The 17,163-nt window shown below is 72.8% G+C and carries 13 protein-coding genes and 2 pseudogenes; 8 read left to right on the top strand and 7 right to left on the bottom strand.

The features are described from left to right. The 3 genes and pseudogenes from QC029_RS20125 to serA all read left to right on the top strand — a co-directional run. A pseudogene (locus QC029_RS20125) lies at positions 1–437 on the top strand (2-oxoacid:ferredoxin oxidoreductase subunit beta); the annotation flags it as partial. A gap of 43 nt (positions 438–480) precedes the next feature. After that, on the top strand, positions 481–807 hold the full coding sequence (gene fdxA / locus QC029_RS20130; protein WP_279557105.1) for a ferredoxin: 327 nt from the start codon (positions 481–483) through the stop codon (positions 805–807). A gap of 38 nt (positions 808–845) precedes the next feature. After that, positions 846–2,438: a phosphoglycerate dehydrogenase gene (serA, locus tag QC029_RS20135; protein WP_279557106.1), complete on the top strand. Its 1,593-nt coding sequence runs from the start codon at positions 846–848 to the stop codon at positions 2,436–2,438. Between the two features lie 138 nt (positions 2,439–2,576). Here the strand turns inward: serA and QC029_RS20140 are convergent, their stop codons facing one another. Continuing rightward, positions 2,577–4,118: an AlkA N-terminal domain-containing protein gene (locus QC029_RS20140; RefSeq protein WP_279557107.1), complete on the bottom strand. Its 1,542-nt coding sequence runs from the start codon at positions 4,116–4,118 to the stop codon at positions 2,577–2,579. A 27-nt stretch (positions 4,119–4,145) separates the two neighbouring features. Beyond that, positions 4,146–5,108: a LysR family transcriptional regulator gene (locus QC029_RS20145; protein WP_279557108.1), complete on the bottom strand. Its 963-nt coding sequence runs from the start codon at positions 5,106–5,108 to the stop codon at positions 4,146–4,148. Between the two features lie 106 nt (positions 5,109–5,214). Between QC029_RS20145 and QC029_RS20150 the strand changes: the two genes are divergently transcribed. Beyond that, complete coding sequence (locus QC029_RS20150) at positions 5,215–6,453, top strand: cytochrome P450 (protein WP_279557109.1); 1,239 nt, start codon at positions 5,215–5,217, stop codon at positions 6,451–6,453. Between the two features lie 120 nt (positions 6,454–6,573). On the opposite strand, the gene QC029_RS20155 is transcribed toward QC029_RS20150, so the two are convergent. Both QC029_RS20155 and QC029_RS20160 read right to left on the bottom strand, forming a co-directional pair. Continuing rightward, on the bottom strand, positions 6,574–7,392 hold the full coding sequence (locus tag QC029_RS20155) for a thioesterase family protein (protein ID WP_279557110.1): 819 nt from the start codon (positions 7,390–7,392) through the stop codon (positions 6,574–6,576). Between the two features lie 63 nt (positions 7,393–7,455). Beyond that, positions 7,456–8,451, bottom strand: a complete 996-nt coding sequence (locus QC029_RS20160; RefSeq protein ID WP_279557111.1) for a helix-turn-helix domain-containing protein — start codon at positions 8,449–8,451, stop codon at positions 7,456–7,458. A gap of 437 nt (positions 8,452–8,888) precedes the next feature. Here QC029_RS20160 and QC029_RS20165 point away from each other — a divergent pair, with 437 nt between their 5' ends. The 4 genes from QC029_RS20165 (at position 8,889) to QC029_RS20180 (ending at position 13,909) form a co-directional block, all read left to right on the top strand. Then, positions 8,889–10,115, top strand: coding sequence for an MFS transporter (locus tag QC029_RS20165; protein WP_279557112.1), 1,227 nt, complete (start codon positions 8,889–8,891; stop codon positions 10,113–10,115). Positions 10,116–10,257: 142 nt separating this feature from the next. Further along, on the top strand, positions 10,258–12,108 hold the full coding sequence (gene asnB, locus QC029_RS20170) for an asparagine synthase (glutamine-hydrolyzing) (protein WP_279557113.1): 1,851 nt from the start codon (positions 10,258–10,260) through the stop codon (positions 12,106–12,108). Positions 12,109–12,288: 180 nt separating this feature from the next. After that, positions 12,289–12,528 carry a hypothetical protein gene (locus QC029_RS20175; protein WP_279557114.1) on the top strand — a complete coding sequence of 80 codons (240 nt, stop codon included), beginning with the start codon at positions 12,289–12,291 and terminating at the stop codon, positions 12,526–12,528. Next, on the top strand, positions 12,515–13,909 hold the full coding sequence (locus tag QC029_RS20180; RefSeq protein WP_279557115.1) for an amidase: 1,395 nt from the start codon (positions 12,515–12,517) through the stop codon (positions 13,907–13,909). The genes QC029_RS20175 and QC029_RS20180 overlap by 14 nt, the downstream gene beginning before the upstream one ends. Here the strand turns inward: QC029_RS20180 and QC029_RS20185 are convergent. The 3 genes and pseudogenes from QC029_RS20185 to QC029_RS20195 form a co-directional block, all read right to left on the bottom strand. Next, positions 13,812–14,344, bottom strand: a pseudogene (locus QC029_RS20185) (DUF4259 domain-containing protein). The gene QC029_RS20180 and the pseudogene QC029_RS20185 overlap by 98 nt on opposite strands. A gap of 403 nt (positions 14,345–14,747) precedes the next feature. Further along, on the bottom strand, positions 14,748–16,265 hold the full coding sequence (locus QC029_RS20190) for an FAD-binding oxidoreductase (RefSeq protein WP_279557116.1): 1,518 nt from the start codon (positions 16,263–16,265) through the stop codon (positions 14,748–14,750). Between the two features lie 81 nt (positions 16,266–16,346). Then, complete coding sequence (locus QC029_RS20195) at positions 16,347–17,162, bottom strand: aminotransferase class IV (protein WP_279557117.1); 816 nt, start codon at positions 17,160–17,162, stop codon at positions 16,347–16,349. Position 17,163 lies beyond the last annotated feature (1 nt).

Consider the following 17,163-nt stretch of genomic DNA (forward strand, 5'->3'; position numbering starts at 1 on the left):
TCTTCAACGACGGCGCCTTCGAGGTGCTCAAGGACAAGGAACAGGCGCTGGAGGCGGTGATCCGGCTGGAGCACGGGCAGCCGATCCGTTTCGGCGCGCCGGTCCCGCCCGAAGACGGAGGCGACGGTCTGGGCTCCAAGGGCGTGGTCCGCGACCGGGCCACCGGCGACCTGAAGGTGATCGACGTCACCGTCGAGGGCACCGACGGGGTCCTGGTCCACGACGCCCACGCGGCCTCTCCCACCACCGCCTTCGCCCTCTCCCGCCTCGCCGACGCCGACACCCTGCACCACACCCCCATCGGCGTCCTGCGGGACGTGCACCGCCCGGTCTACGACACCCTGATGACCGAGCAACTGGAGAAGGCCGTGGTCCAGCACGGCAAGGGCGACCTCGACGCGCTCCTGACCGGCACCGACACCTGGACAGTCGTGTGACCGGGCAACACCCCCGTCCCTTCCGCCGTACCCGGAGCCGTTGATGACCTATGTGATCGCCCAGCCGTGTGTGGACGTCAAGGACAAGGCGTGCATCGAGGAGTGCCCCGTCGACTGCATCTACGAGGGCCCGCGCAAGATGTACATCCACCCCGACGAGTGCGTCGACTGCGGGGCCTGTGAGCCGGTCTGCCCGGTCGAGGCCGTCTTCTACGAGGACTCCGTCCCCTCCCGGTGGGCGGAGTACGCGACCGCGGACCGGGACTTCTTCACCGCCGTCGGCTCGCCCGGCGGCGCCAGCGCCCAGCCCCCGCTCGAGGCCGACCACCCCGTGGTGGCCGCCGAGCCGTCCGACCGGTCCGCCCGGTGACGCACACCCCCGCCGCCTCCCCCGAATCGAGTCCCCCGATGAACAAGCCTGTCGTACTGCTCGCCGAGGACCTGGCGACGGCCACCGTCGACGCCCTGGGTCCGGGCGTGGAGGTCCGGCGCTGCGACGGAGCCGACCGCGCCGCCCTGCTCGCGGCGGTGGGCGGGGCCGACGCGCTGCTGGTGCGCTCCGCCACCCGTGTGGACGCCGAGGTGCTGGCCGCCGCCCCTCGCCTCAGGATCGTCGCGCGGGCGGGGGTGGGGCTGGACAACGTGGACGTCGAGGCCGCCACCCGGGCGGGCGTCACCGTCGTCAACGCCCCCACCTCGAACACCGTCACCGCCGCCGAGCTGGCCTGCGGCCTGATCATCTCCCTGGCCCGCCACATTCCCCAGGCGGACGCGTCCCTCAGGGCGGGCGAGTGGAGGCGGAGCAGGTACGTGGGCGTGGAACTGGCCGGCAAGACCCTCGGCGTCGTGGGCCTGGGGCGCATCGGGAAGCTGGTGGCGCGGCGGATGGCGGCCTTCGACATGAGGGTCGTCGCCCACGACCCGAACCTGTCCGCGCACCAGGTGGAGCAGGCGGGGGCCGAGCCGGTCCCCCTGGACACCCTGCTCGAGACGGCCGACTTCATCACCGTGCACCTGCCCAGGACCCCGGAGACGATCGGCCTGATAGGCCGCGACGAACTGAGGCGGGTCAAGCCGGGCGTGCGGATCGTCAACGCCGCGCGGGGAGGCATCGTGGACGAGCAGGCGCTGGCCGAGGCTCTGCGGGAAGGGCGTGTGGCGGGCGCGGGCCTGGACGTCTTCGCCGTCGAACCCTGCACCGACTCCCCGCTGTTCGCCCTCGACAGCGTGGTGGTGACCCCGCACCTCGGCGCCTCGACCGTCGAGGCCCAGGACAAGGCGGGCATCGCCGTCGCCCACGCCGTACGGCGGGCCCTGGCGGGTGAGCTGGTCGCCGACGCCGTGAACGTCCACGGCGGGGCCGTCACGGAGGAGGTCGGCCGGCTCCTGCCGCTGGCGGAGAACCTCGGCCGGATCTTCACCGCCCTCGCCGGCGGCCTGCTCCCGGCCGGTCTGCACGTCGAGGTCCGCGGGGAGATCACCCGGCACGATGTCGCCGTGCTCGAACGCGCCGCCCTCAAGGGAGTGCTGACGGGCACCGGTGACGCGACGATCACGCTGGTGAACTCCCCGCTGCTGGCCCGGGAGCGGATCCGCGACGTGTGGTTCACCACGAGTTCGGAGTGCACCCACCACCGTGACGTGGTCACCGTGCGCGGAACGCTCCCCGACGGCCGGGAGGTCGGCGTCTCCGGCACGTCGACCGGGCCCAGGCACGTCGGCAAGCTGGTCGGCATCGGCGATTACGACATCGAGCTGGGCATCACCGACCGCATGGTCTTCCTCCGGTACAAGGACATGCCCGGCATGATCGGCACCATCGGGCGGATCCTGGGGGAGGCCGGGATCAACATCGCCGTCATGCAGGTCGCGCGGATCACCGAAGGAGGCGAGGCGGCGGTCGCCCTGACGGTGGACAACGCGGTTCCGGCCGCCGTGCTCGACGCCGTCGGCGAGGCCATCGGCGCCGGCTCGGCCCACTTCGTCGACCTCACCGCCTGAACCGCGCCCTCCGGGCCGGCGGACGACGGCGCCGGCGGCCGGTGGTCGGTGGCCGGTCGTGCCGCCGGCCACCGGCGCCGCCCGGTCACGGGGCGGGCGTCCGGGCCGTGCCGCGCGCCTCCGGGGAGGCGCCGTCGGTCACGGGGCGCCCGCCGGCCGGCCACCGGAGGGAGCGGCGGGCGCCGCGGCGACCGTCCGCGGCACTCCGACGACGTCACGGGTGGGCATCTTGTTGATCGGATGGTCGCCGGTGGCCCACAGGTGCTGCGCGGCGTAGCCGCGCCACGGCTGCCACGCGGCGGCATGGCGGACCAGCGCCGAGGGGGCGCTCGGCAGGGCCAGCTCACCGGCCGCCGACTTGATGCCGAGGTCGGTGGCGGGGAAGGCGTCCGGATCCCCCAGTGCGCGCATGGCGATGGTCTCCACCGTCCACGGCCCCACCCCGGGCAGGCTCCCCAGTCTGGCGCGGGCCTCCCGCCAGTCGCTGCCGGTGCCCAGGTCGATGTCGTCCGAGGCCAGGGTGTCGATCAAGGTGATGACGGCGTCCTTGCGCTTCTGCGGCAGTGCCAGGGCGGCCGGGTCCAGACCGGCCAGGGCGGCCGGGGTGGGGAACAGGTGGGTGAGCCCTCCGCCGGGATCGGAGACGGGCTCCCCGTGCGCGGCCACCAGGCGCGCGGCGTGTGTGCGCGCGGCCGCCGTGGAGACCTGCTGACCGAGCATCGCCCGGATGGCGAACTCCTTGCCGTCGACGGTCTGCGGGATGCGGCGGCCGGGGTTCTTGCGGACCAGCGGGGCCATGACCGGGTCGCGCCCCAGCAGTTCGTCGATCGCCACCGGGTCGGCGTCCAGGTCCAGCAGACGGCGGCAGCGGTTGATGGCGGTGGTCAGGTCCCGCAGGTCGGACAGGGCCAGCGTGCACTGGATGTACGGGGCCCCGGTGGGCCGGAGCTCGGCGACCCCGTGCCCGTGCGGCAGGCGCAGGGTGCGCCGGTAGGCCCCCGAGCGCCACTCCTCCACGCCCGGCACCGAGGTGGCGACCAGGTGCCCGAACAGGTTGTCCGGGCACAGGGGGGCGCGGAACGGCAGCCGCAGGGACACCGCGCCGGTCACGTCCGCCGGACGGCCGCGCCGGCGCAGTTCGGTGGGGGAGAGGCCGAACACCGCGCGCACGGTGTCGTTGAAGGTGCGGACGGAGGAGAACCCGGACGCGAAGGCCACGTCCGTCATGGGCAGGGAGCTGGTCTCGATGAGCAGCCGCGCGGCCTGGGCGCGCTGGGCCCGGGCCAGCGCGGCGGGACCGGCGCCGACCTCGGCCTGCAACTGGCGCTCGACCTGGCGCGTGGAGTACCCCAGCCGTGCCGCCAGCCCGGCCACCCCCTCCCGGTCGACGATCCCGTCCTTGATCAGCCGCATGGCACGGGCCGCCAGGTCCGCCCGCTCGTTCCACTCGGGGGAGCCCGGCGTCGCGTCGGGCCGGCACCGCTTGCAGGCCCGGAACCCGGCCTGCTGGGCGGCCGCGGAACTGGGGTAGAAGCTCATGTGCTTGGGCTTGGGCGGCACCACCGGGCAGCTGGGCCGGCAGTAGATCCTGGTGGTCAACACCGCGGTGAAGAACCAGCCGTCGAACCGAGCGTCTTTGGACTGCACCGCCCGGACACATCGCTCCACGTCTTCATGCATTCGCCCAGCATGCCCCGGTGGCCGGGGTCAGGCTGGCAGCTTTGCGACATGACCCTGCGGCCCGCCCGCTTCCGCGGCCCCTCCGCCTTCCGCCCCGGGAGGGCCGGCGAAGACGGCGCGGCAGAACGAGGCGAACGCCGCGGCGCGCCGGGTCGGAAGGGTGCCGGAGGGCCGCGCCAGCCCGACGGGGAGCGGGGCGACGTCGTCGGCGATGGGACGCATCCGCACGGCGCGTCCCTCGTAGCTGACGTCCGGGACGGGCCGCTGGATGAGCAGGGAGTACCCCGCGCCGCGGGCGACCAGGCTGCGCACCAGCTCGAAGCTCTCGGTGCGGTGGCGGACGACCGGGCTGACCCCGGCGTCGGCCAGGACCTCGCTGAAGTACCGGCGGCTGGGCGGCACGTCCAGCATGATCATGTCGTGGTCGGCGAGATCGGCCAGACGGACCACCTCCCGGCCGGCCAGCGGGTGCTCCCGGGGCAGCAGGACGTGCGGCACGGTGGAGTAGAGCCGGTCGAAGACGATGCCGGGCTCGATGTCGACCCCGTACAGCAGGGCCAGTTCGCACCGGCCCTCGCGCAGCAGGTGCTGTAATTCGTTCAGGGAACCCTCCAGGAAGTCCAGGGTGACGTCGGGGCAGGCGGCCGGGAACTCCTCCAGTAGCCGGGGCAGCAGGAACGGCGCCAGGGTGGTGAAGCACCCGACCACCAGTCGGCCGGCCGTGGTCTGCCCCACCTCCCGCATGCCCGCCCGCAGCTCCTCGCTGCGGGCGAGCAGGGCGCGGGCCTCCGGGAGGAACAGCCGTCCGGCGGTGGTGAGGGTCAGTCCCTTCGCCTTGGCGCGGATCAGCAGCTGCACTCCGAGCTGGTGCTCCAGTTCCCCGATGCCGGCCGACACCGCGGACTGCGAGACGTACAGCCGCTGCGCCGCTCCGGTCATCGTCCCGGCCTCGGCGGCCGTCACGAAATAGTCCAGCTGTCGCAAACTCATCCGCTCAGGCATCGGAAAAACCTCGATTGGTGTCCAGGTTATTCATGTTTTCAAGGGAGTCGGCGGTGGGTGAGACTGGAGGCCGCCGAGCCCAGGAGGTTCCGTTATGGAGAACGCGATGGCATGCCCGGTCAATCACGAATTCAATCCGCTGGGTGACGCCTATGTCGCCGACCCCTATCCGATCCTGTCCGCCGTGCGCGAGGAAGGGCCGGCGTTCTACGCGCCGGCCATCGACATGTGGGTGATAACCCGCTTCGACGACATCCAAAGCGCCCTGATGGACCCGAAGACGTTCTCCGCGGCGGTCGGGCAGCGCCCGGTCTTTCCTCTGACCGGGGAGGCGCGGTCCATCATCAAGGAGGGATTCCACGCCTATCCGGTGATGTCCGACTGCGACCCCCCGCGCCACACCCGCATACGCAGACACAACCAGAAGGGTTTCTCCGCGCGGCGGATCTCGGTCCTGGAGCCGAAGGTGTGGGCGAAGGCGACCGAACTGGTCGACGCGATCGAGCCCGGTGTGGTCGACCTGGTGTCGGCGCTGACCTACCCCCTGCCCGCGTACATGATCTTCACGTTCATCGGGTTCCCCGACGAGGACATGGACATGTTGAAGTCGTGGTGCGGCAACCGCATCGCCTTCAGCTGGGGGAAACCCACTCCCGCCGAGCAGCGCGACATCGCCAACAACATGGTCAACTACTGGCGGTACTGCGAGGAGTTCGTCGCCAAACGCGCGGCCGACCCCGTGGACGACTTCACCAGCGACCTGATCCGGATCCACCGGGCCGATCCCGAAAGCCTCTCGATCCCGGACATCACGAACGTCGCCTACGGACTGAGCTTCGCCGGGCACGAGACCACCACCAGTTTCACCGGCAACGCGGTCCGCAGACTGCTCGCCAACCGCCGGCAGTGGGACGACCTGTGCGCCGACCGGTCCCTCATTCCCCAGGCCGTCGAAGAGGTGCTGCGCTACGACAGCAGCATCCCGGCCTGGCGCCGCATCACCACCAGGAAGGTGACCGTGGGCGGCGTCGAGGTCCCCGCGGACGCCAAGGTGCTCCTGCTGCTCGGGGCGGCCAACAGGGATCCCGGGCACTTCGAGGACCCCGAAACCTTCGACATCCACCGCGACGACGCCCGCAAGCACCTCGCCTTCGGGCAGGGCATCCACTACTGCATCGGTGCCGCGCTCGCGCGCATGGAGGCGCGGATCGCCCTCGACCTCCTGGCCCAACGGGCACCCGGGATGCGCATGGTCGAGGGCCAGGACTTCGACTTCCCGGCCAACGTGTCCTTCCGCGGGCCCCGCAAGCTCCTGGTCCACTGGCCCGAGTGACGGGCTCCGGCCGCCCGCGCCCCCGGACGGCCGCGCGGGCCCCGGACCGCGCCCCGGCCGCCGGTCCTCGCGCACCCCGAGGACCGGCGGCGTTCGCGCACGGTCAGCGTCCATCGGTGTTCACCGGCGCTGGTCGACCAGCAGCGTCTGCGCCACACGACCGCAGTCGCCGGCCGTGTCGTCCAGACGCCCCACGGCCAGCCCCGATCCGTGCGGGCTGGCGTCCGTGGCCGACCGCAGGCACAGCCACTCGCCGACCGGGTCGCGGTGCAGGGCGAGTGTGACGTCGGTGTTGATGACGAGCCCGCGGTGGTGGTCCAGTTCGAAGGCGACCGCCCAACTGCTGTCCGCCACGGTCAGCGCACGGGTGAGCGGTGTGTCCTCCGCCCCGGCCAGCAGCGGGATGCGTTGACGCGCCCAGGCCGTGCCGGGCCCCGGGGTGTCGAACCCCGTGCCCGGCTCGAAACGCCACTCCATGGCCGCGATGTAGCCCGCCAGGTGCGCACCGGCCATGGTGTGCGCCGGCTGGGCTGGGGGCAGGGGCGGCGCGGGGGGCGCGGAGCGCAGGGAGGGCGTGTCCGGCGGGCTGGCGGCCATCCGCCAGGCCCGGGCCAGCATCACCGTCCCCCCGCCCGAGCCGATCTCCCCTTCCAGCAGTTCCACGCGGCGGCCCGAGTGCACGGTCCGTACGCTGACGTGGAGGTCGGCGACGGGCACCGGGCGCGGCAGTTCCACCGTCATCCGGGCGATCCGGAAGCCCGGCCGCGGCTCGTGCCGTTCCATCGCCCGTCCCAGCAGGGCCGAGGGCGGCCCGCCGTGCTGCCACTTGGGGCTCCAGGGCCCCGCGGTGGCCGGGCCGCTCGCATAGCGGCCGTTTCCCAGGTCGTGGTAGAAGGCCTCCGGCAGGGCGGCCGGAGCGGAGGGGTCCGCGGTGTTCACAGGGTGTGCTCCTCATCGACGACGGATTCGGACGTGGCGCCGGCCGTGACCGGGCCGCGGGCATCACTGTCCCGGTGTGATGGGGGCGCCCACCAGCCTCACCCCTCCGCCCTCTCCCCGGGTACGGAACCAGCGCCGGTAGGAGTCGGGCGGCACCCCCACCGTGCGACCGAAGTGCCGGCGCAGGGTCGCGGCCGTTCCCATGCCGGTCTGGGCGGCGATCTGCTCCACGCTCAGGCGTGTGGTCTCCAGCAGGCGCTGGGCGAGCTGGACGCGCTGCGCCAGGAGCCACTGGAGGGGGGCCATCCCCGTGCTGGCGCGGAAATGGCGGGTCAGGGTGCGGCGGCTGACGTTGGCCTGCTGCGCCATGTCGTCCACCGTCACCTGGCTGTCCAGACGCTGCGTCACCCACGACAGGACGTCGGCGAGGATCCGGTCCTCGCCGACGGGTTCGGAGGGGGCGGGCGGGTGCGCCTTCTCCACCGCGTCCCGGGGAGGCATGACGAGGTGGTGCGCCAGGGCCTTGGCGACGGCCGCACCGTGGTCGAGCCGCACCACGTGGAGGAACAGGTCGAGGCTGGCGGCCTGGCCGGCGGAGGTGAGGATGTCACCCTCGTCCACGTACGGCGCGTCCAGGTCCACCCTCACCCGCGGGTACTGCACGGCCAGGGTGTCGACGTGGGCCCAGTGCGTCGTCGCCCGCCGTCCCTCGAGCAGACCGGCCGCCGCCAGGACGAAGGTCCCCGTGTGGGTGGCGACGATGCGCGCGCCGGCCTCGTGGGCGTCGCGCACCGCACCGACCAGGGCGGCGGGAGGCGCCTGCCGCACGTCCGGCCAGCCCGGAACGACGACGGTGTGCGTCTTGGTCAACTGTTCTGGACTGCAAAGTCGTTCGACGCGGCAGGCGTCGCAGCTCTGCACGTCGTCCATGGCGCGGACAGCGAAGTCGTACCAGGGATCCGCCAGGTAGGTCCGGTCGACGCCGAAGATCTCACGTGCCGCCGAGGCGTCGAGACCTGAGATCCCCGATGCGAGGAGTAGGGCCACAGAAATCGGCATGATCCATACCGTCACCTTCGTGTCTTCCCAGGTCAATGGTTTCTTGCCGAAGTCGTACGCAAGTACGGTCGTGTGGACTCGTGTTCGGGGGGAGTGCTTCCCGGCGACCCCCGGACGGGCCGGCGCGCCCGGCGCGCCCCCGCGCCCGCCGCCCGGAAACCGCTGGAACAGGGGCAAACGGAACCACCCCGGAGGGGGAGGCGACCGCCGACTTGCCCAAGTCGCCCGTGGCTTCGGTTTGCTCGCCCGACACGGGCCACTACTGCGAAGTTCCGGAGCCGGATCCCCTGACCAGCGGCGATGGTCCGGCGGCGGTTCGGCGGATCCGCGACATCACCCCCGTACCGCGAGGGTGATGTCGCGGATCCGCCAGCCTTCGCCGCTCGGAGCCTGCTGAACTGATCGCGCAACGACAGGCCCTTCACAGGACGGAACCCATGGCCTCGACAAACACCGCCGTCACGCACCACCCTGGCGGAACCGGCCTGCCGACCCGATCCCCGCTGATCGGATGGCTGGCCGTGGTCTCGGTGATGCTGGGAATCTTCTCGATCGTCACGACCGAGATCCTGCCGATCGGCCTGCTCACCATGATCGGGTCCAGCTTCACCATCTCGGACGGGATGGCGGGGCTGATGATGACCATGCCCGGGTTCCTCGCGGCCGTCTCCGCGCCGGTGGTCACCGTGGCGACCGCGCGCATCGACCGCCGCCTGATGCTGTGCGTGTTCATGCTCCTGCTGGCCATGGCGAACTTCCTGGCCGCCGTGGCACCGGACTACTGGCTCGTCCTGGTCTCCCGCGTCGTCGTCGGCATCGTCATCGGCGGCTTCTGGTCGATCGGCGCCGGACTGGCCGAACGCCTGGTGCCCGCGGAGTCGGTCGGCCGCGCCACGGCGGTGATCTTCTCCGCGGTGCCGCTGGGCTCGGTGCTCGGCGTACCGGCCGGCACCTTCATCGGCGACCTGGCCGGATGGCGCACGGCGTTCGTCGTCATGGGCGTCCTGACGGTCGGCGTGCTGGTCATGCTGATGCTGGTCATGCCGCCGCTGCCGCCGGAGCAGAGGACCCGCCTGAGCGTGCTGCGGGGCATGTTCGGCAACGTCAACACGCGTTTCGCGCTGCTGCTGACCTTCCTGGTCGTGCTGGCGCACTTCGGCACCTACACCTACGTGACGCCGTTCCTGGAGCAGGTCACCGAGATCGGGCCCCAGATGATCACCGTCTTCCTGCTGATCTACGGCGCCGCGGGCATCGCCGGCAACTTCCTGGGCGGAGCGGTGGTGGCGCGCCGCCCCCGGGCCACCTTCGGCATCGCCGCGGGCATGATCGCGGTCGCCGCCCTGCTGCTGCCGGTCCTGGGACGCTGGGAGCTCGGGGCCGTGGCCCTGCTGGTCATCTGGGGCGTCGGGTACGGCGCGATCCCCGTCTCCTCCCAGACCTGGTTCGCCAAGGCGGCCCCCAACGCGCCCGAGGCGGCCTCGGTGCTGTTCACCGCCTCCTTCCAGGCGACGATCTCGCTCGGCGCGCTGATGGGCGGCCTCACCCTGGACCGCAGCTCCCCGTCCACGGTCATGGCCCTCGGCGGCGTCACCGCCACCCTCATGGTCGTGGCCGTGTGGGCCCACTTCGCCCGGCGTCTGACGTGGTCGGACGGCACCTGACCGCCGCAAGGACACCGGACGGCCCCCGCAACCCCCTGAAACGCCCCGGAACTCGCCCGGTCGCACGGTCGCACGGTCCGCGGTCCTCGGGCCGGCCGGCCCGAGGACCGCGAGCGACCACACCAAGGAGAGGACAACGTACATGTGCGGAATCGTCGGTTGGGTGGATTTCGAACGTGATCTGTCCCAAGAGCGTGCCGTCGCGGAGGCCATGACCCGGACGATGGCCTGCCGCGGCCCGGACGCCGAGGGGGTCTGGCTCGACCGCCACGCGGCCATCGGCCACCGCAGGCTCTCCGTCATCGACCTGGCGGGCGGCAGGCAGCCCATGCTCGCCGAGGAGGGCGGTCTCCCGCCGACCGTGCTCACCTTCAGCGGCGAGATATACAACTACCGGGAGCTGCGTTCCGAACTCGCCTCCCGCGGCCACCGCTTCCGGACCCAGAGCGACACGGAGGTCGTCCTGCGCGCCTACCTGGAGTGGGGCCAGGACATGGTCGGCAAGCTGAACGGCATGTTCGCCTTCGGGATCTGGGACGCCCGCCGCGAGGAACTGGTCCTGGTCCGCGACCGCATGGGCGTCAAACCGCTCTACTACTACCCCACCCCCAACGGCGTCCTCTTCGGGTCGGAACCCAAGGCGATCCTGGCCAACCCGGAAGTCCCCCGCCGCGTGAACGCCGACGGGCTCCGCGAGATACTGGACATGGTCAAGACCCCCGAGCACGCCGTCTTCACGGGCATGTCGGAGGTCCGCCCCGGGCACCTGGTCCGCGTGCGCCGCCAGGGGCTGAGCAAGCACCGGTACTGGGCGCTGGAGGCCGCGGAGCACACGGACTCCCTGGACCGGACCGTGCGCACCGTCCGGGAACTCCTCGAGGACATCGTGTCCCGGCAGCTCATCTCCGACGTCCCGCTGTGCAGCCTCCTGTCCGGCGGGCTGGACTCCTCAGCCGTCACCGCGCTCGCCGCCAAGGCGCTGAAGGACCAGGGCGCCGGCCCCGTCCGCTCCTTCTCCGTCGACTTCGTCGGAGCCGCCGAGAGCTTCGTCCCCGACCCGCTGCGCAGCACTCCCGACGCTCCCTTCGTGCGCGACCTGGCCGAACTCGTCGAGGCCGACCACAGGGAGATCCTCCTGGACAGCGACGACCTCAGCGACCCGGTCGTCCGCGCCGCCGTCCTGGGGGCCACCGACCTTCCCCCGGTCTGGTACGGCGACCTGTGGCCCTCCCTCTACCTGCTCTTCCGGGCCGTCCGCGAGCGCTCGACCGTCGCCCTCTCCGGCGAGTCGGCCGACGAGCTCTTCGGCGGCTACAGCTGGTTCCACGACCCCGAGGTCCTCACCGCCGAGACCTTCCCGTGGCTCACCACCACACCCGGCCCCTTCTACGACGGCACCCCGCTCTTCGACAAGGGGCTCATCGGACGCCTCGACATACCCGGCCGCCGGCGCGACAGCTACCACGAGGCGATCGCCGAAGTCCCCACCCTCCCCGGCGAGACCGGACTGGAGAAGCGGATGAGGGAGCTCAGCTACCTCAACCTCACCCGCTTCGTGAACACCCTCCTCGACCGCAAGGACCGCATGAGCATGGCCGTCGGCCTGGAGGTCCGCGTCCCCTTCTGCGACCACCGGCTCGTCGAGTACGTCTTCAACGCCCCCTGGTCCATGAAGAAGTTCGACGGACGCGAGAAGAGCCTGCTCCGCGCCGCCACCCGCGACATCCTGCCCAAGTCCATCGTGGAGCGGGTGAAGGCGCCCTACCCGAGCACCCAGGACTCCGGGTACGAGAAGAAGCTGCGCGACCGGCTCGCCGAGGTCGTCTCCAGCGGCGACGCCCCCATCCTCCCCCTGCTCGACCTGGACCGGGTCAAGGACCGCCTCAACCGGCCCGTCAGCTCGGAGAGCACGCAGATCACCCGCATCGACCTCGAGGTCCCGCTCTCGCTCAACGCCTGGCTCGAGTCCTACGACGTCACCCTGGACCTGTGACCGGCCCCCGCGCCGCAAGCCGTCTCCGCACGGTCCGCCCTCACCCGCCCGCCGTGACCGGACCGCGGGTCTGAGACCGCCCGGCGGCCCCGCGCCTTTCCCCCGTACCAGCGGGGCCGCCGGGCCCTACGACGTCGTACGGGCCCGTCCCCCGGGCCCGGTGCCGAGAGGAGGCACCTCGTGTCCCTGCCCACCACCCCCCGGGAACCCGCGACCCGGCGGACGCCGTACGGACTCCGCGCCGACGCGCGGCCGGAGGACGGCCGGTCCGCCGAGGCCGCGGCCCTCGCCGACCGCATACACCGGGACATCGGCGCGCTGCACGGTCTCGACCTCACCGGCCTCGCCCCCGCGCCGGTGTTCCGGGTGACCGACCACGTCGCGACCGCGCCCCGGGAATCCGCCGATGCAGCCCTATGAGCTCACCCTCGCCGACGCGGCCGAGGCCATCGCGGCGAAGGACCTCTCGCCGGCCGAGCTCACCGACTCGGTCCTCCGGCGGTGCGAGGAGACCGAGGGCGCCCTCAACGCCTACGTCACCGTCACCGCCGAAACCGCCCGGTCGGCGGCGGCACAGGCGGAACGGGACATCCGGGCGGGGCGGTACCGCGGTCCTCTCCACGGCATCCCCTTCGCGCTCAAGGACGTCATCGACGCGTCCGGGGTGCCCACGACGGCCAGCTCCCGCGTCTGGGCCGACCGCCTCCCCGCGCGGGACAGCGCCGTGGCGGCACGTCTCACCGCGGCGGGCGCCGTGCTGGTCGGCAAGACCCACACCCACGAGTTCGCCTACGGCCTCGTCACCCCCCAGACGGCCAATCCGTGGCACGCCGACCGCATCGCCGGCGGATCCAGCGGCGGTTCGGCGGTCGCGGTGGCCGCCGGCTCGGCCACCTTCTCCCTGGGAACCGACACCGCCGGCTCCATCCGGGTCCCCGCGGCGCTCAACGGCGTCGTCGGCCTCAAGCCCACCTACGGCCTCGTCTCCCGCCACGGCACAGCGCCCCTGTCCTGGTCCCTGGACCACGTCGGACCCATCACCCGGAGCGTCCGCGACGCCGCCCTGGTGCTGGACGCGATCGCCGGCCGCGACCCCCGGGACCCGGCGAGCATCACCTCACCCAACCCCCACCGCGGGTGCGGGCGGTCCACCGATCTGCGGGGGCTGCGCGTCGGGATCCCGCGGAACCACTTCTTCGAGCACGTGGCACCCGAGGTGGAGGAGGCGGTCCGGGCCGCCGTCGGGCGCATCGCCGAACTCGGCGCGACGCTCGTCGACGTCGAGGTTCCCCTGACCGAGTACCTCCTGCCCACCCTGTGGGGCCACATGAGCCCCGAGGCGGCCTCCGCCCACGAACACCACCTCCTGCACCACGCGGACCTCTTCGGCGAGGACGTGCGGGTCCTGCTCGAGGCCGGACGGCTCATCCCCGCCGGCGACTACCTGCGGGCCCAGCGTTCCCGCACCCTCATCCGCCGGGCCTGGCGGGAGATGTTCGAAACCGTCGACGTGCTCGCGACACCGACCGTCGCCTGCACGGCGACCGGGCGCGGACAGCCCGCGGTGCGGTGGGGGGACGGCTCCACGGAGACCGTCACCGACATGTACGTCAGGCTCACGGCACCGGCCAACGTCACCGGCCTTCCCGCGCTCTCCGTACCGGTCGGGTTCGACGGCAGCGGCCTCCCCATCGGACTCCAGCTCATCGCCGACCAGCTCGCCGAACCCGACCTGCTGCGCATCGGCATCGCCTACGAGACGGCCCACGACAGCAGCGGCCACCTGGCCGGTACGAGGTGAGCGCCGGGGGAGCCGGGCCCCGGTCCGCACCGGGGCCCGGCTCCCCCGAGAGCCGGACTCGAGGGCCGGACTCGGGTGCGAGGAGGGCGGGAAGGCGGCTGACGCCCTGCCGCCACCTCGGGCCACCGGGTGTCTCGTCCCGGAGTTCGGCGAGTTCGGACTCCTCGGCGGCCACGCGGTCGAGTGCCTCGACAGCGAGCGGCCGAAGACCGCCGGCGAGGGCCGGAAGGGCCTCCCGGGGACCGTAGCCCGTACCGACCGGCTCACCGCCCGGGCACCGTGCCGCGACGGGAGCGGCGGCCGCGACAGCCCCCGCGCCCTCCGGGCCTTCGAGGCAGTCCCGGCCCGGGCGGTGCGGCCGAGCGCCGCCCGCACGAGGCCCTCGCGCCCGTCCGGGGCCGTCTCGTCCAGGGTGTGGGCGAAGTCCGCGGCCATGTCGTTCCCGAAAGGGCCGGCGTCCCGGGTTCCCACGGTGATCTCCTCGCGTCGACGCGCGGCGATCACCGCAGCGGCCACCGACAGTGGCTGTCAACAGTGGCTGTCAGGGGAAAAGCAGGACGCGCTTCCGCGGGAGGGTGAAGTCGGCACGGCCGAACGTCCGGCGCTCGGGCGTCCTGGTCCGGCTGCACGACCTCCGGCGGCGCCCGAGTCCTACGGCTCGAGCGGGCCCGCGCCGCCGCCGACGCCGCCCTCACCCCGCCGCGTCGCAACGGCGGCGCCGGAGGCGCCGGCAGCGACACCAGGCCGAAGCGGATCATGCGGCACGGCGGTGGACGAGCCGCCCCGCCTCCGGCCGACGCGAGGGGCGGTGCGGGACGGCTCGTCGCCGATGTCGTCCTCAGGCGGGGACGGCCTGGGGGAAGGTGAAGAAGCCGTACGGGTCGTAGGCGCGCTTGACCCGGCTCAGCCGGCCGAGGTTGGGGCCGTAGTAGGCGTCGGCGTAGTCCTCCAGCCGGGTGTCGGGGAAGTTCACGTAGGAGTGGCCGTTGGAGTAGGGGTCGATGGCGTCGAACAGGCCGTCCAGCCAGCTCTGCGCCGCGTGGCTGTCCTCGGGGGCCGGAGTCGGCGAGGCGAGGCTGACCGTCAGGGTGGCGCTGTAGAGCGTGTCGCGGTGCGGCCAGGCCGTGCTGTCGACCGAGGGCAGGTTGCCGTTCTTCCCCAGACCCAGCAGGCTGATGACGCGGCTCTGCCCGGCCCGGCGGTCGGCGTCGAAGGCGGCGAGCATACCGTCGACGCCGGTCCGGGGCAGGGCACGGTCGAACATGCGGCCCCGGTTGAGGACGTAGGCCTGCCGGGGCAGGGTGGCCTCGGGGTTGCTGCCGGTCAGGTGGCAGGCGTCAGCGGTTCTGTCCTCGCATCCGAACACCCGCATCATCGCCCTCTCGTAGGGCATCTCCTGCGTCACCCGCGTAGCCGGCGCCCGCCCGACCAGGGAGACCAGTTCGCCGAGTTCCTCGTCGAGTCGCTCCGCGGTGCCGAAGTGCACGCCGCTGACGACGACCACCGGCAGTGCGCCGGGTCCGGCGTCGGGCAGCCGCACCAGCGCCCCGCAGGCCAGGTCCTCGGAGGCGGAGTCGACCCAGTCCAGATAGCCCGAAACGGCCTGCTGGGCGTCGTCCCAGGTCCACGTCAGCGCGTAGTGGACGACCCTGGTGACGGGGGTGGGACGCATCCTGAAGTCGGTGACCACTCCGAAGTTGCCGCCGCCGCCTCCCCGCAGCGCCCAGAACAGGTCGGGGTGCTCATGCTCGGACGCCTCGACCACGCGCCCGTCGGCGAGGACCACCTGGGCGGAGAGGAGCCGGTCGGAAGCCGGGCCGTACTTGCGGTAGTGCCAGCCGATGCCGCCGCCGGTGATGAAACCGCCCGGGCTGACGGTGGGGCAGAATCCCCCGGGCACGGACGTCCCGTGCGGGCTCAGCGCCGTCACGATGTCCACCGACTGCGCGCCGGGGCCGAGGCGGACGCAGCCGGGAGCGGGATCGACGTGGCGCATGCGTGTGAGGTTGACGACCAGGCCCTCGGTGGTGGACCAGCCGCCGTAGCTGTGGCCGCCGCTGCGCACGGCGGTGTGTATGCCGTGGTGCTGGGCGAACAGCAGCGCGGCGGCGACGTCCCGGGGGGTCTCGGCGTAGACGACCGCCCGGGGACGGATGCCGTCGAAGCGGGAACTGGCCAGTTGCCGGGCCCTGTCGTACCCGTCGTCGCCCGGGAGCACCAGATCACCGCGCAGTCTGGCTTCCAGCCGGTCCCACCGGGTGCGGCCGGGGCGGGCGCCGGCGCTGCCCGCCGGGGCGAGCACACCGCTCGCGGCGGCGAGACCGGCGGCACCGAGTAGCGTACGGCGCTTTACCATGGACGATCCTCCATACAGGACGAGGGAGACGGAAAAGGACGGAAAGCGAGGGGAGCCGGAGGGCGGAGGGGCACGGGCGGGTCACCCCGTGGGCAGGGAGCGCCGCTCCGGGGCCGGCAGCGGGAGCGCGAGCGCGTCCAGCACGTGCCGCCAGTGACCGGCCCGCGCGGCCGGGCCGGGCCGCAGGCCGGTCCTGACCCACGCCGTCACCGGTCTGATTCCGTGGAGGGCGTTGACGAGCCAGGTCTCGCGCCCGTCCAGGTCCGCCGGGGTCACCCGGCGCCGCCGTACCGTGATGCCGTGCCTGCGGGCCCGGTCGGTGATCAGCGAGGCCGTGACACCGGGGAGGAGGCTCCCCGGCGCGTCGGGCGCGCACAGGACGTCCTCCTCCCACCACAGGAGGCTCGCGGTGGCCGACTCGGTGAGCCGGCCGTCCGGGGCGGTCAGCAGGGCGTCGTCGGCCCCGGCCGCCACGGCCCGGGCCTTCACCCGGGCCAGCCGTTGCAGATCCGGTCCTTTGCGGCCGGGCACGACCCGCGGGTCCGGCCGCTCCCAGAGCATGGCGCGGATGGCCGGCTGCCGTGGCGGAGCGGGGCGCAGCCGCAGTCCCAGGGTGTGGTCGGGGCGCAGCTCCACGCGCGGGAACCACGCGCCGGTACGGGGCAGTTCGGCGACGGCGTGCCGCCAGAAGAGCTCCACACCGTCGAGGTCCGGCGCCGCCTGCCCGCACGCCTGGGAAAACCTGGCCATGTGCCGCTCCAGACCGCGCACACGCCCGTCCTCCACCAGCCAGGAGTCGGCCGCGAGCAGGTCGTCCGTGGCCGCCGGGGCGGGCCCGGGCACGAGGCCGGCACCGTCGTCCCAGCCGAGGTAACGTTCGTCCTCCGTGGCGTGCATC

It is taken from the genome of Streptomyces sp. DH37, assembly GCF_029813835.1.
Lineage (GTDB): Bacteria > Actinomycetota > Actinomycetes > Streptomycetales > Streptomycetaceae > Streptomyces.